Origin of the sequence: Neorhizobium vignae (assembly GCF_000732195.1) — a bacterium.
Taxonomy (GTDB): domain Bacteria; phylum Pseudomonadota; class Alphaproteobacteria; order Rhizobiales; family Rhizobiaceae; genus Neorhizobium; species Neorhizobium vignae.
On sequence record NZ_JNNU01000005.1, the window covers coordinates 355,531 to 369,981 of the forward strand.

Sequence of the window (14,451 nt, forward strand, 5' to 3'; positions counted from 1 at the left end):
CCCTCTCGATCGATACCAAGGTTGTTAAGTTCTTCTAAGCCGACCACACGCACGCCTTCAGGCCAGTTTGCGGCGTCGGGTATATAAAGTGGCACGTCCTGCAGTGCCCTTTCGCGTTCATCATCGCGGTAGCCCACGTAACACTCCAAATCCCCAAAGAGCGACCATACCGCGCAAAGCGCTGCCCAACTAACAAATTTCCTAGCGGCATATTGATCTAGGGTCTGCTGTTTTGGTCATCGCTCATTCCTCCCCTTGCCATCCCGGCGCCCTTGTGCCATCACGCGCCCTCTCAAAAATTCCGGGGCGCCAGCAGCGCCCTTTTCGCATTCGGAGCCCGCCAGCCCATGGTCGCGGCTTCGGTTCAATGATTTTCGACGGATAAAAGGAGCACGGCGATGGCACGGGCGCTCGGGCTTGATTTCGGCACGACCAATACGGTTCTGGCACTGGCGGATGGTGGCAGCGCCACGCATTCGATGCGTTTTTCCAGCAGCGCCGGCGAGAGCGATTCGATGCGCACGGCGCTCTCCTTCATGAAGGATCCGGTGATGGGGGCGCAGGCGCTGAAGGTCGAGGCGGGACAGGCGGCGATCCGTCAGTTCATCGACAATCCCGGCGACTGTCGTTTCCTGCAGTCGATCAAGACCTTTGCGGCGAGCGCGCTCTTCCAGGGCACGCTGGTGTTTGCCCGCCGGCACGTCTTCGAGGATCTGATGGAAATCTTCCTGAAGCGCCTGAAGATCTACGCGGAGGACAACTGGCCGACCGACGTGTCGCGGGTGATAGCCGGACGGCCGGTGCATTTCGCCGGCGCCAATCCGGATCCGAAGCTTGCGACCGAACGCTACAACGAGGCGCTAACCCGGCTCGGCTTTCCGGAAATGCACTATGTCTACGAACCGGTCGCGGCCGCCTATTACTTCGCCCAGACGCTGAAGAGCGATGCCACCGTTCTCGTCGCCGACTTCGGCGGCGGCACGACCGACTATTCGCTGATCCGCTTCGAGACCAAGGCCGGCAAGCTGACCGCCACCCCGATCGGCCACTCGGGCGTCGGCGTTGCGGGCGACCATTTCGACTACCGGATGATCGACAACCTGGTGTCGCCGGAAATCGGCAAGGGCAGCAAGTTCAAGAGTTTCGACAAGGTACTTGATGTGCCGGCCGGCTATTATGTCAATTTCGGCCGCTGGAACCAGCTGTCGATCTTTAAGACCACGCGCGAATTCACCGACCTGAAATCGCTGGTGCGCTCGGCACTGGAGCCGGAAAAGCTCGAACTGTTCGTCGATCTCGTCGATCATGACGAAGGGTACCCGCTCTACCAGGCGATCTCGGCGACCAAGATGGCGCTGTCGCATGCCGAGGAAGCGGAGTTCAATTTCGCGCCGCTTGGACGTGCCGGCCGCAAGATGGTGAGGCGCTCCGATTTCGAAACCTGGATCGCCGAAGACCTCGGCCGCATCGAGGGCGCGCTCGACGAGGTGCTGGAAAAAACCGGTACCGCGCCTGCCGAGATCGACAAGGTGTTCCTGACCGGCGGCACATCCTTCGTTCCGGCCGTGCGGAGCATCTTCACGCGGCGATTCGATGCGTCCAAGATCGAGACCGGCGGCGAACTCCTGTCGATCGCGCACGGTCTGGCGCTGATCGGCGAAAGCGACAACATCGCGCAATGGGCGGCTTGAGGGCGCGCCCAGCCGATCTCCCCCCTTGTGGGGGAGATGCCCGGCAGGGCAGAGGGGGGTCTCGCAGAACACTCTTCGACAGTTGAATTCGCGGCGCCACCCCCCTCTGTCACCTCTGGTGACATCTCCCCCGCAAGGAGGGGGGAGATTATAGGGAAACTGCCGCACCGCCTCCTTCCACATGTCATCGCTCGTTCCGGCCCGAAACCGGTTCCCTCTCCCGCGCCACATGCTGTAGTGTAAGTCCGATGAACCTCGCCAAAGACATGGACGCCCCCGAGCTCGCCGCCCTCCTGCATTTCTATGCGGATGCGGGTGTGGAGTGGCTTGTCGAGGACGAGCCGGTCGACCGGTTCGCCCAGTTTGCGGCCCAGAAGGCGGCTCAGGCCGAGGCGAGAGCACCGGCATCTGCCCGGCAGCAGCAACCGGCCCAGAATGAGCCGGCCCCCGCGTCCCGAACCGCGACATCAGCGCCGAAACGCACCGCGCCAACGGCGCGCGCCGCCGCACCGCCGCCTGCTTCCGCGCCCGTATCGGTGCCCGACGAGCAGGCGGTCGCCTCGGCGCGGTTTGCGGCGGAAAGCGCCCGCTCGCTCGACGAGCTGAAGACAGCGCTCGAAGCCTTCAACGGCTGCAACCTGAAGAACGGCGCGCGCAACACCGTGTTTGCGAGCGGCAACCCCGCGTCCGGCATCATGGTGATCGGCCCGATGCCGAATGCCGACGACGACCGTGACGGCGTCCCCTTCGCCGGCCGGCAGGGGCAGTTGCTCGACCGCATGCTCGGCGCGATCGGCCTTGCCCGAGACGGCGTCCTGCTCACCAATGTCATCCCGTGGCGGCCACCGGGCAACCGCATGCCGTCGCAGGCGGAAATGGATATCTGCCGGCCGTTCCTGGAGCGCCAGGTGGCGCTCGCCGAACCGAAATTGCTGCTGCTGCTCGGCAACTTTCCGGCGCGCTTCTTCTTCGGCGGCAACGGTACGATCCATTCGATGCGCGGCGAGTGGCGCGATCTCTCCTTCGGCGGCCTGACCGTGTCGGCGATCGCCACGCTGCATCCGCAAGAACTGCTGGCGGCACCTGCCAACAAGGCGCTGGCATGGCAGGATCTGATGATGTTCAAAATGCGCTTTTCCGGGCACTAATTGCCCGGATTTCAGGCATATTTGACCGCATTTAGCTTAAGGTTACGGAAATATGAAGAATGCCATGCAACCGGCGCATGGCAGTGCAGCGTTTTGCTGCATTGCAGAATCGATGTTGCATTGCAATATTAGGCCTGTGTCTTGGGAGGAATTCTAGGTTTAAGGAACCAAGGCCAATGACGACCCGCTTCCGCCCGATCCATTCGGGTTTCGAAACTCTTCGCATCGCCGGCCTGTCGCCGCGCTCGACGAAGGGCTATCACCATTTCGGCTCCGCGACGAACGAGCAGCTTACCTCCTGCGCCATGGCGCGTCCGGTCGGCGTCACTCGTCCTGCTTCGGTGTTCGCCGATTTCCGCGAACGTTGATCGCGCAACCAAGGAAGCATCAGCCATGACGGCCATTTTCCACCCGATCCGCACCCTGCGCGAGAACTTTTCCCACATCGGCGCTGCCGTGAACGCCTCGCGCGAATTCAGCCGCGCCGGTGCTGTCCGTGCGTCTAGCGAAGCGGCCAACCCGGTCTCCGCGGCCATCCCCCTTTAAGCATCCGGTTCTCAAGTCCCGGGGTCAAGCCCCGGGCGGCGAAGCCTTGCGCGCCGCCTTCCGCTCGAGCCCCAATTGATGCTCGCGGTAAATGATGAAAATCCCAGCCGATACCGTGATCGCCGTCCCGACCAGCATGGCGGCCGTCGGCACATCCCCGAACAGAACATAGGCGATGCAGATCCCGAGAAGGATCGAGGTGTATTCGAACGGCGCGACCGTCGATACATCCGCATTGCGGTAGCTTTCGGTCAGCAAAATCTGTCCGATGCCGCCGCAAAATCCGGAGCCGATCAGGAAAAGCTTCTCAGGCATCGTCAGCGCCGTCCAGCCGAAGGGCAGGCTGAGCAGTGAAAACAGCGCGCCGGAAAGCGAGAAATAGAGCACGATCGTCGCCGTCTTCTCGGTGCGCACGAGCTGGCGCGTCTGGATCATCGCAAAGCCCGCCAGCACCGCCGAGAGGATGACGGAAGCGGCGCCCATCGCCTGCTCCGAGCCCATTCCGCCCTGTTCGAACATGGTGAGCTTCGGCCAGGAGATGATCACCACACCGACCATGCCGACCATGACCGCGCTCCAGCGGTAGATGCGCACCGTCTCCTTCAGAAAGATCGCGGCGAAGACGACAGCCAGGAGCGGCGAGGAATAACCGATCGCGATCGCATCCGGCATCGGCAGATGCACCAGGCCGTAAAAGCCGAAAACCATCGACAGGATGCCGAGAAAACCGCGTTTTACATGGCCGGTCAGGCTGTTCGTGTGAAAGGCGCCGTGCAACTCGCTCTGGAAGGCGAGATAGACCATGATCGGCACGAGCGCGAAGGCGGAACGGTAGAATGTGATCTGCCCTGCCGGGATATCGGGACCTGCGGACTTGATACAGGTCTGCATCATCACGAAGACCACCACGGAGGTGACTTTGAACATGATCCCGCGCAGGGGATTCAGGGCATCGGCGGCCATCAACAACTCATGGGGATTTAGGCGGAAATCCAGTCCGCGCGGACAGGGCGTGTTGGAGAGACAATCCGGGAGGATTCAGTTTGACGACAAAGTAACGGAAAAGTGCCGTGAAGGGGATCAAAACTGATGATAGGTCGATCAATATCCGTGACCTTGTGAAAGATTGCGCGAAATATACTGGATCGAAATGACGCTTTATTTTGGCCGAAGTTTCAACAATCGTTTAGCATTGCGTGCAATTATCCGCGCGGCGACGGGTGTGTGTGCCAGTTCGACGGGAGCCTGCTAAGCTCCCGACACCAATTTGAAGAGCCGGTTCAGGAAGCAACATGCGAACAGATACGGGCCAGATCGTTCATCTGGCAGATTACCGCCCCACCGACTTCGTCCTGGAACGCGTCGATCTGACCTTCGAGCTCGACCCGACCAACACCAAGGTTGATGCGCGACTGATCTTCCACCGGCGCGAAGGTGTCGATCCGTCTGCACCGCTGGTGCTGGATGGCGACGAACTGACGCTGTCCGGGCTGCTGCTCGACCAGAACGAAGTGCCCGCGGCGCAGTACGATGCGACGCCGGAAAGCCTGACGATCCGCGACCTGCCGGCTGAATCTCCGTTCGAAATCACGGTCACCACCTACATCAACCCGGAAGCCAATACCCAGCTGATGGGCCTCTACCGCACCAACGGCGTCTACTGCACCCAGTGCGAGGCCGAAGGCTTCCGCCGCATCAGCTATTTCCCGGACCGGCCGGACGTGCTGGCGCCCTATACGATCACCATCATCGGCGACAAGGCCGCCAACCCGGTCATGCTGTCGAACGGCAATTTCCTCGGCGGCGCCGGTTACGACGAGGGCCGCGCGTTCGCCGCCTGGTTCGACCCGCATCCGAAGCCGAGCTATCTGTTCGCACTCGTCGCCGGCGATCTCGGCGTGGTCGAGGACACGTTCATCACCATGTCCGAGCGTGAAGTCACGCTGAAGATCTATGTGGAGCACGGTAAGGAAGCGCGCGCGGCCTATGCCATGGACGCGCTGAAGCGCTCGATGAAGTGGGACGAGGAGCGGTTCGGCCGCGAATACGACCTCGACATCTTCATGATCGTCGCGGTGTCCGACTTCAACATGGGGGCCATGGAGAACAAGGGCCTCAACGTCTTCAACGACAAATACGTGCTCGCCGACCCGGAAACCGCGACCGACCAGGACTATGCCAATATCGAGGCGATCATCGCCCACGAGTATTTCCACAACTGGACCGGCAACCGCATCACCTGCCGCGACTGGTTCCAGCTCTGCCTCAAGGAAGGCCTGACGGTCTATCGCGACCACGAGTTCTCCGCCGACCAGCGCTCGCGCGCGGTGAAGCGCATCGCGGAAGTGCGGCATTTGAAATCGGAACAGTTCCCGGAGGATGCCGGCCCGCTCGCGCATCCGGTCCGCCCGACCAAATACCGCGAGATCAACAATTTCTACACGACGACCGTCTACGAAAAGGGCTCGGAAGTCACCCGCATGATCGCCACGCTTCTCGGCCGTGACGACTTCAAGGCGGGCATGGATATCTATTTCGAGCGCCATGACGGACAGGCCGCGACGGTCGAGGATTTCGTCAAGTCGTTCGAGGACGCGAGCGGCCGCGATCTCACGCAGTTCTCGCTCTGGTACCACCAGGCCGGCACGCCTTTGGTCACCGTGTCGAGCGACTACGACCAGGCAAGCGGCACGTTCACGCTGTCGCTCGAGCAGATGATCCCGGCGACCCCCGGCCAGACGGCCAAGGAGCCGATGTACATCCCGCTTTCCTTCGCGCTCATCCTCGACAACGGTTCGGCAGCGGTGCCGACCAAGGTCGCGGGCGGCGAGGTGACCGGCGACGTGCTGCACCTGACCGAACGCCGGCAGACCTTTACCTTCTCGGGCATTTCCTCCCGTCCGGTCCTGTCGCTCAACCGGTCGTTCTCGGCGCCGATCAACCTGCATCTCGACCAGACGCCGGCCGATCTCGCCCATATCGCCCGCCACGACACCGACCTCTTCTCCCGCTGGCAGGCGCTGACCGACCTTGCGCTGCCGAACCTGATGCAGGCGGCGCGCGACGCGCGTGACGGCAAGGACATCACCTGCGACCCGTCTTTCGTCGCGGCCCTTCTGGAAGCTGCCGGCGACGAGACCCTCGAACCCGCCTTCCGCGCCCAGGCGCTGGCGCTGCCGAGCGAGGCCGACATTGCCCGCGAACTCGGCGGCAACAACGACCCCGATGCGATCCATGCGGGCCGCAACGCCATTCTTTCGGAGATCGCCAAGGCCGGAACCAAGACCTTCCAACGCCTGTTCGACGAGATGAAGGTCGAAGGCGCCTTCACGCCGGATGCTGCAGGCGCCGGCAAACGGTCTCTGCGCAACACCGCGCTGTCCTACCTCACCTATGCGGAAGGAACGCCGGCTCGCGCCGCCGCAGCCTTCGCTTCGGCCGACAACATGACCGATCTCGCCCAGGCGCTGGCGGTACTCGCCCATCGTTTCCCGGACGCGCCGGAAACGACAGACGCGCTCTCCACGTTCGTCGCGCGCTTCGACGGTAATGCTCTGGTCGTGGACAAGTGGTTCTCGACCCAGGCGGCCATTCCCGGCGCGGGCGCGCTTGCCCGCGTCAAGGCGCTGATGGAAAACCCGCGCTTCATCGCCACCAATCCGAACCGGGTGCGCTCGCTGATCGGCACCTTCGCCTTCGGCAATCCGACCGGCTTCAACCGCACCGATGGCGAAGGTTACCGGTTCCTGGCCGAGCAGATCCTGGCGATCGATCCGCGCAATCCTCAGCTCGCGGCCCGGATCCTGACCTCGATGCGTTCCTGGCGATCGCTGGAACCGCAGCGCGCCGGCCATGCCCGCGCGGCGTTGACCACGATCGAACAGGCTGCAACGCTTTCGACCGACGTGCGCGATATCGTCGAGCGGATGCTGAAGGGCTGAGCCTCCGGAGCGCCAACGCATTTTTGCCGGAAGCGGAAACCAGCGAGCGGCAATAGTCGGCCCCGGCGCTCGGCCTCCGAGGCTGCGTATGTCCATGGCGGTGCAATCATCACGCTGGCGGTGATTTCCATCGCGATCCCACGCGACAACCTCTCTGAAGGCCCGGCCGTATCCTGAGACGGCCAGTTTGCCGCCCTCGCGGGACTCTTCCGATTCGCAATTGAATCAAATCGTTAAAAAAATCTTAGCAAGCCTCTGGACACGAAGAATCACTAATGATTCATTAAGGCAGATTCGGGCGAGCGGCGCGCCGAATCACCATGAGGGACACCATGAAAACCATGTCGGACGTGCAGCGGGCAACCGCGGCCGAGGGGCGGCTGCGTCTTAAATTTCCAAGCCTTGGAAGTTTGCGGCGCGCCATCCCGGATGAGGCCCGACTCTCCGTCAAGCCCATCGCGCGGCAGATGCCGCGGGTGGAACTCGTTCTCAAGCGTTCGATCCCCCTTCTTATCATCGCATTCCTCACCGTCGTTGCCGCGTCGCGCATCCTCGGCATCGTCTCCGAATACACACGGATGGAAGATGCCGCACGGCAGGCGACCGCACTTATGGCGGCCACCGCGAGTGCCGCCTTCTCGGGCGACGCAACCGCACTTATCGGTGGGGACCGCGCCGCCGCGGAAAAACGCCTTGGAACCTTTCTGCCCCAGGAGCGCCTGGAGGCCGAGGCCTTCTTCCTCTTCGTCGACGAAACCGGCCGGATCTTCGGGGGGACCAAACAGGCCGCCAGCTATATCGGCAGGCGTCTGACCTCCGTCCTGCCGGAAACCGCGGCGCTGCGGCGGTTCGGCGACGAGAGCGGCGTGATCGAGACCTATTTCGGCGAAGTTCCGCATTACGCAGCCATCGAGATGGTCGGCAGCGAAGGCGTGCTGATCGTGGCGGCCTATTCGCTGGAGAGCATCAATCTCGCGTGGCGTCACGACGTGTCCCTCAATGTCACGCTCTTCACCGGCATTTCGGCAATCCTGCTGGTCATCCTCTACGCCTATTACATGCAGGTGAAACGCGCCCGCGAGGCCGATGAAACCTTCGTCGAATCCAATCTGCGCATCGAGACGGCACTGTCGCGCGGCCGTTGCGGGCTTTGGGATTTTGACGTCAGCAACCGGCGCCTGTTCTGGTCGGGTTCGATGTACGAAATGCTCGGCCTTCCGCCTGCCGGCAACGTCATTTCGTTTACCGACGCGGCGCGGATGATGCATCCGACCGACGGCAATATCTACGCACTCGCCCGCGCCATCAGCCGCGGCAATGCCAAGCAGGTCGACCAGGTTTTTCGGATGCGCCATGCGGCCGGCCACTACGTCTGGATGCGCGCCCGCGCCCAGCTGGTAAAGACCAGCCAGGGTCGCACCCATGTCATCGGCATCGCCATGGACGTCACGGAGCAGCACCGCCTTGCCCAGCGTTACGCCGAGGCCGACCAGCGTCTCGCGGACGCGATCGAATGCACGTCGGAAGCCTTCGTGCTCTGGGACAAGAACGACCGCCTGGTGATGTGCAACACCCACTTCCAGCAGGCTTACGGCCTGCCCGACAGCGTGCTGGTGCCCGGCACCGAGCGTCACGCCGTCAACGCCGCCGCCGCGCGGCCGGTCATCGAGCGCCGCGTCGCCGATCCGGACGGCAGCGGCCTTTCGCGCACGACGGAAGTGCAGCTCGCCGATGAGCGTTGGCTGCAGATCAACGAGCGCCGCACCCGCGACGGCGGTCTCGTCTCGGTCGGCACCGACATCACGCTGCTGAAGCGCCACCAGGAACGGCTGCGCGACAGCGAGCGCCGCCTGATGGCGACGATCGGCGACCTTTCTTCCTCGCAGAAGAAGCTGGAGCGCCAGAAATCCGAACTTTCGATCGCCAACGCCAATTATCAGGCGGAAAAGGACCGCGCGGAGGCCGCCAACAAGGCCAAGTCGGAATTCCTCGCCAACATGTCGCATGAACTCAGGACCCCGCTCAACGCGATCCTCGGCTTCTCGGAAATCCTGACGAACGGCATGTTCGGACCGCTCGGCTCGCCGAAATATTCGGAATATTCCAAGGACATCCACGACAGCGGCAAACATCTCCTCAACGTCATCAACGACATCCTCGACATGTCGAAGATCGAGGCCGGCCACATGCGCATCCAATGCGAGGCGGTCGACCTGAAGCCGCTGATCGAAGAAAGCCTGCGCCTCACCTCGATCTCTGCCCAGGACAAGCAGATCGCCATCCATCAGCGCCTGTGCGACAGCCTCCACATGGTGGCCGATCGCCGCGCATTGAAGCAGGTGATGCTCAACATCCTTTCCAACGCGGTCAAGTTCACCAACCACGGCGGCAGGATCGAACTGCGGGCCCGCAAGATGGACAAAGGGGTGCTGCTGACGATCGCCGATACCGGCATCGGCATTCCGATGGAAGCGCTCAACAAGATCGGCCAGCCGTTCGAGCAGGTGCAGAGCCAATATGCCAAGAGCAAGGGCGGCTCGGGATTGGGACTTGCCATTTCCCGCTCGCTGATCGGCCTGCACGGCGGCAAGATGCGGATCCGTTCACGGGTCGGCGAAGGCACGGTCGTCTCGCTGCTTATCCCTGACCAGCCGATGCTGGCCGGTCGCAAGCGGGTGGCCTGAGGTCGACCGCGAAACCGGATAAGGGGCGGAAACGCCCATCACTTCCTAACGACCGCTGCGAACACCGCCCGCACCGCCTTCGAGAGCCGCTTCACCTCGCCCTCCAGCGTGCGGATATCCGGGCAGTCTCCTGCCCTGCAGACACGCTCGACGAGCCCTGCGGGCGCATCGCCCGGATCGAACGGTCCGTCTACGCAGAGCCGGACGATCTGCGAAAGCTCGGTGAAAAGCCGTAGCGCCTCCAGGCATATATCGAGGTCGGCGGGCTTCATCAGCTTTTCGCCGAGCGCCTTCAGGGCTTCCGCCGTGCTGAAACCATAGGTATCGAGCGTCACGCCCCTGGCCGGCGCTATCAGCCGCAGATACTGGGCGATGAACTCGATATCGATCAAGCCGCCGGAGACCAGCTTGAAATCCCAGATATCGCGCGGCGGCTTTTCCTTCTCGATCAGTTCGCGCATCTCGGCAACATCCTTGGCGACCTTCGCGATATCGGGCTTGGTCGACAGCACTTCGCGGATCAGGCCTTTCGCCTCGTCGACAAGGCTTTCCTCGCCGCAGATCAGCCGGGCGCGGGTGAGCGCCATGTGTTCCCAGGTCCAGGCCTCCTGGCGCTGGTATTTGCCGAATGCGTTGATGCGGGTGGCGACCGGGCCCTTGTTGCCCGACGGCCTCAAGCGCAGATCGACCTCGAAGATCACCCCCTCGGCCATCGGCGCCGAAAGTGCTGCGACCAGTCGCTGCGTCAGACGGGTGAAATAACGGCTGGAATCGAGCGGCTTGTCGCCATCGCTTTCCATCGCCGCGCCATCGTAATCGTAGAGAAGGATGAGATCGACGTCGGACCCGGCGGTCAGCTCGAAACTGCCGAGCTTGCCCATGCCCATGACGGCGACGCGCCCCCCCGGATAAAGGCCATGGGCGCTGCGGATCTCCGCCGTCACCGCCTTCAGGGCCGCGTCGATCAGGAGGTCGGCGAGATGGGTGAAGGCACGTGCCGCCTGAGCACCCGAGATCGCCCCCGTCAGCAGCCGGATGCCGATCAGGAACCGCTGTTCGGCGGCAAAGATGCGCAGCCTGTCGAGCTTTTCCTCGTAGTGCCGGCCGGCGGTCAAGAATGCCGCCAGGCGATAGGAGAGATAAGCTCGGGTCGGCAGTTCGGCCATCAGGCCGGGATCCAGCATGCCGTCGAAGACATGCGGCTTGGAGGCGATGATATCGGCAAGCCGCGGCGCCGAGGACATGATCGTGACGATCAGCGCCAGAAGCGGCGGATTGTTGCCGATCAGCGAGAAGAGCTGGATGCCGGCCGGCAGGCCCTTCAGGAAACTGTCGAACCGCAGCAACGCCTCGTCGGCACGCTTGCTCTCGCCGAACGCCATCAGCAGCGCCGGCATCAGCTCGGTCAGCCGCTCGCGTGCCTCGGCCGACTGCGTGGCGCGATAGCGGCCGTAATGCCAGGTCCGGATAACGCGGGAAATGTCGGCCGGCCGCTCGAAGCCGAGCGAGGCGAGCGTCTTCAGCGTGCCCGGATCGTCCTGCTGGCCGGTGAAGACAAGATTGCCGTCGCCGCCGGACAGCTTCGCCTCCTGTTCAAACAGCCGGGCATAACGTTTTTCGACAATCTTCAGCACAGATTCCAGCCTTGCGGAAAAGCTGGCGGTATCCGTAAAACCGAGCATGAAGGCGATACGCTTCAGTTCGGGCTCGGTTTCCGGCAGGTTGTGGGTCTGTTCGTCGTGAACCATCTGGATGCGGTGTTCGACATCGCGCAGGAACCAGTAGGCATCAGTCAATTCGGCGGCGATGTCAGGCGTGATCCACCGCGCCTCGGCAAGCGCTTTGAGCGCCACCTCCGTTTCGCGAGCCCGCAAGGGCGACATGCGGCCGCCGGCGATCAGCTGCTGGGTCTGGGCGAAGAACTCGATCTCCCGGATACCCCCGCGGCCGAGCTTGACGTCATGACCCTTCACGGCAATCGCGCCGTGACCCTTGTGGACATGGATCTGTCGCTTGATCGAGTGGATGTCGGCGATCGCCGCATAGTCGAGATATTTGCGAAACACGAAGGGGGTCAGCAGCCGCATGAAATTTTCGCCCGCGGCAATATCACCCGCGATCGGCCGCGCCTTGATGAAGGCCGCCCGCTCCCAGTTTTGCCCCCTGCCCTCGTAGTAGATCAGCGCGGCATCGAGCGACACGGCGAGCGGCGTGGAGCCGGGATCCGGGCGCAGGCGCAGGTCGGTGCGGAACACATAGCCGTCCGCCGTGCGTTCCTGCAGGATGCGGATCAGCCGTCGCATCATCCGGCCGTAGACTTCCGACCCATCGAGAGGATCGGCAAGGATGCCCGCTTCAGGGTCGAAGAAGACGACGATATCGATGTCGGAGGAATAGTTGAGCTCGCGGCCGCCGAGCTTGCCCATTCCGAGCACGATGAGGCCTGCGCCCTTGCTCGGGTCTTCGAGGTCGGCGAGCTTCAGTTTACCGCTCTCGTGACCGGCGATCAGGAGGTGATCGATCGCCGCCGCGACGGACGCTTCGGCAAACAGGCTCAGCCAGTGCGTCGTGTCCCTGGCGGAAAAGATACGAGCGAGATCGGCAAGCGCGACGAGGAAGCTCAGGGCACGCTTGCCGGCACGCAGCGCGGTCATCACCTCGTTTTCGGATGGCGCCTTGCCGTCCTGCATCTGCCATGCCCGCCGCGCCGTATCGACCAGGCGGTTGAGCGTCGGCTCCAACGGTTCGGTGATCGCAGTCGACAGAAGTTTTGGCGAGATGACAGCCGTGTCGCGCAGATAAGGCGAGAGGGTGAAGGCGGCGACGATGAAATCCTTGAGCGCGCTATCCGTGCCGATCAGTTCCGCGACCGAAGGCTCGGACTTGCCGATATCCTTCAAGGCTGCCATCGCCGCCTTGGTTTCCGTCTGGTTCAGCGGGCGGATCACCTCCGCCCTCACCGTATCGAGCCGATTTCCGGTCTCCGACACTGGCACCTCCCGTGATTCGTCCCTGGCGAAACTTAGGGCTTCGGCACGGGAAAGACCATGGTGACCGTCAGGCCGGGCGCAGCGGTATTCGCCTCGTCGGTGGCGGAAAGTTCCAGCGAGCCGCCATGCAGTTCCATCACCGCTTCGACCAGCGAAAGGCCGAGGCCGGTGCCAGGCTTGGAGCGGCTTTCGTCCAGGCGAAAGAACCGCTTGGTCACCTCGCCCCGCTTGTTGGCCGGAATGCCGGGGCCGTTGTCGCAGACGGAGAGCCTGAACGTGCCGTCGCTCCTGGAGAGCTTCACGCCGATCTTCGGCGTCCGGCTTCCCTCGGAAGCATATTTGATCGCATTGTCGAGGAGATTGAAGATCGCCTGGCCGATGAGCTCCCGGTTGCCGTTGACGACCAGACCCGGTTCGAGCTCGGTGGTGAGCGACAGACCAGCCTCCTCCGCCGCCGGCTCATAAAGTTCTGCACTGTCGGCGGAGATCGCTGACAGGTCGACATCGGACATTTCCGCGGCGATCGAACCCGCCTCGACGCGGGAGATCATCAGCAGCGCGTTGAAGGTACGGATAAGCTGGTCGGATTCGGCGATGATGCCTTCGAGGGCTGCGCGGCGCACATCCGCACGATCCTCGCCCAGCGCATCGGCTGCCTTGTTGCGCAATCTCGTCAGCGGCGTCTTCAGGTCGTGGGCGATGTTGTCGGAAACCTGGCGCAAACCCTCGTTCAGCTTCTCGATGCGTCCGAGCATGGCGTTCAGCGAATCCGACAGCCGGTCGAATTCGTCGCCGGACTTGCCGACCGGCAGGCGCTGCGAAAGGTCGCCGGCCATGATCTTCTGGCTGGCCGCCGACATGCGGTCGATGCGTTTGAGCGCATTGCGGCCAATGCCGAACCAGATCACCAACGCGCCGACACCCATGATAGCCAATGCCACCATCAGCGCCCGGCGCACGATGCCGCGGAACCGGCTCGGGTCGCCGAGATCGCGACCGACCAGCATCCGCAGACCGTTGTCGAGGCGGATGACGTTGGCGGTCGCCAGATGTCGGCCGCGACGGTCCACTTCCGTATAGGGTTCATAGGTGAAGGGAATGTCCGTCCAGCCCTGCTCGTCGAGCACGCCGGGCTGTACCGCGGCAACGTTGCCGGCGAGCATCTCGCCGTTGGGACCGGCGATGACATAGAGATTGGCGCCCGGCTGACGGGCTCGCCGCTCCATCATCCGCAGGAGAAGGCTGACGCCGCCGCGCTCATAGGCGCGCTGTATCTCCTGCACTTCCTCCTGCAGCGACTGGCGCGTCTGCTGCGCCAGCAGCCTTTCGGACATCGCCGTGACGTAGATGACCAGAAAGGCCGCACACAAGGCGAAGAGCAGGATATAAAGCGCCGAAAGCCGCACGGCCGTCGAGCGGAACATAAGGCGGGCACGTGCCAGCAACTCGGC

9 protein-coding genes are annotated in these 14,451 nt (G+C 63.1%); 6 read left to right on the plus strand and 3 right to left on the minus strand.

Going from position 1 to position 14,451, the window contains the following annotated elements; genetic code table 11:
- Positions 1 to 398: 398 nt before the first annotated feature.
- The 4 genes from GQ59_RS10885 (at position 399) to GQ59_RS32335 (ending at position 3,385) form a co-directional block, all read left to right on the plus strand.
- Positions 399 to 1,691 (plus strand): Hsp70 family protein, encoded by a 1,293-nt coding sequence (locus tag GQ59_RS10885; protein ID WP_037080980.1) that lies wholly within the window; start codon positions 399 to 401, stop codon positions 1,689 to 1,691.
- A gap of 248 nt (positions 1,692 to 1,939) precedes the next feature.
- The gene (locus tag GQ59_RS10890; RefSeq protein ID WP_037080982.1) at positions 1,940 to 2,839 is read left to right on the plus strand and encodes a uracil-DNA glycosylase; all 900 of its coding nucleotides are present in this window, start codon (positions 1,940 to 1,942) and stop codon (positions 2,837 to 2,839) included.
- Between the two features lie 176 nt (positions 2,840 to 3,015).
- Complete coding sequence (locus tag GQ59_RS10895) at positions 3,016 to 3,207, plus strand: hypothetical protein (protein WP_037080985.1); 192 nt, start codon at positions 3,016 to 3,018, stop codon at positions 3,205 to 3,207.
- Positions 3,208 to 3,232: 25 nt separating this feature from the next.
- The gene (locus GQ59_RS32335; protein ID WP_156376349.1) at positions 3,233 to 3,385 is read left to right on the plus strand and encodes a hypothetical protein; all 153 of its coding nucleotides are present in this window, start codon (positions 3,233 to 3,235) and stop codon (positions 3,383 to 3,385) included.
- 24 nt (positions 3,386 to 3,409) lie between these two features.
- Here the strand turns inward: GQ59_RS32335 and GQ59_RS10900 are convergent, their stop codons facing one another.
- The gene (locus GQ59_RS10900) at positions 3,410 to 4,348 is read right to left on the minus strand and encodes a DMT family transporter (RefSeq protein ID WP_037080988.1); all 939 of its coding nucleotides are present in this window, start codon (positions 4,346 to 4,348) and stop codon (positions 3,410 to 3,412) included.
- 329 nt (positions 4,349 to 4,677) lie between these two features.
- Between GQ59_RS10900 and pepN the strand changes: the two genes are divergently transcribed.
- Together pepN and GQ59_RS10910 are read left to right on the plus strand one after the other, a co-directional pair.
- Complete coding sequence (gene pepN / locus GQ59_RS10905) at positions 4,678 to 7,326, plus strand: aminopeptidase N (RefSeq protein ID WP_037080989.1); 2,649 nt, start codon at positions 4,678 to 4,680, stop codon at positions 7,324 to 7,326.
- A 341-nt stretch (positions 7,327 to 7,667) separates the two neighbouring features.
- On the plus strand, positions 7,668 to 10,010 hold the full coding sequence (locus GQ59_RS10910; protein WP_051903908.1) for a PAS domain-containing sensor histidine kinase: 2,343 nt from the start codon (positions 7,668 to 7,670) through the stop codon (positions 10,008 to 10,010).
- A gap of 38 nt (positions 10,011 to 10,048) precedes the next feature.
- On the opposite strand, the gene GQ59_RS10915 is transcribed toward GQ59_RS10910, so the two are convergent.
- Together GQ59_RS10915 and GQ59_RS10920 are read right to left on the minus strand one after the other, a co-directional pair.
- Entirely contained in the window at positions 10,049 to 13,000 is a 2,952-nt protein-coding gene (locus GQ59_RS10915) for a bifunctional [glutamine synthetase] adenylyltransferase/[glutamine synthetase]-adenylyl-L-tyrosine phosphorylase (RefSeq protein WP_152564295.1), read from the minus strand.
- A gap of 32 nt (positions 13,001 to 13,032) precedes the next feature.
- Entirely contained in the window at positions 13,033 to 14,424 is a 1,392-nt protein-coding gene (locus tag GQ59_RS10920) for a sensor histidine kinase (protein ID WP_037080992.1), read from the minus strand.
- Positions 14,425 to 14,451 lie beyond the last annotated feature (27 nt).

Excerpts from the sequence above, each read along its gene's own strand:
- GQ59_RS10885 (WP_037080980.1), top strand. The coding sequence starts at position 399 with ATGGCACGGGCGCTCGGGCTTGATTTCGGCACGACCAATACGGTTCTG.
- GQ59_RS10890 (WP_037080982.1), top strand. The coding sequence starts at position 1,940 with ATGAACCTCGCCAAAGACATGGACGCCCCCGAGCTCGCCGCCCTCCTG.
- GQ59_RS10895 (WP_037080985.1), top strand. The coding sequence starts at position 3,016 with ATGACGACCCGCTTCCGCCCGATCCATTCGGGTTTCGAAACTCTTCGC.
- GQ59_RS32335 (WP_156376349.1), top strand. The coding sequence starts at position 3,233 with ATGACGGCCATTTTCCACCCGATCCGCACCCTGCGCGAGAACTTTTCC.
- GQ59_RS10900 (WP_037080988.1), bottom strand. The coding sequence starts at position 4,348 with ATGGCCGCCGATGCCCTGAATCCCCTGCGCGGGATCATGTTCAAAGTC.
- pepN (WP_037080989.1), top strand. The coding sequence starts at position 4,678 with ATGCGAACAGATACGGGCCAGATCGTTCATCTGGCAGATTACCGCCCC.
- GQ59_RS10910 (WP_051903908.1), top strand. The coding sequence starts at position 7,668 with ATGTCGGACGTGCAGCGGGCAACCGCGGCCGAGGGGCGGCTGCGTCTT.
- GQ59_RS10920 (WP_037080992.1), bottom strand. The coding sequence starts at position 14,424 with ATGTTCCGCTCGACGGCCGTGCGGCTTTCGGCGCTTTATATCCTGCTC.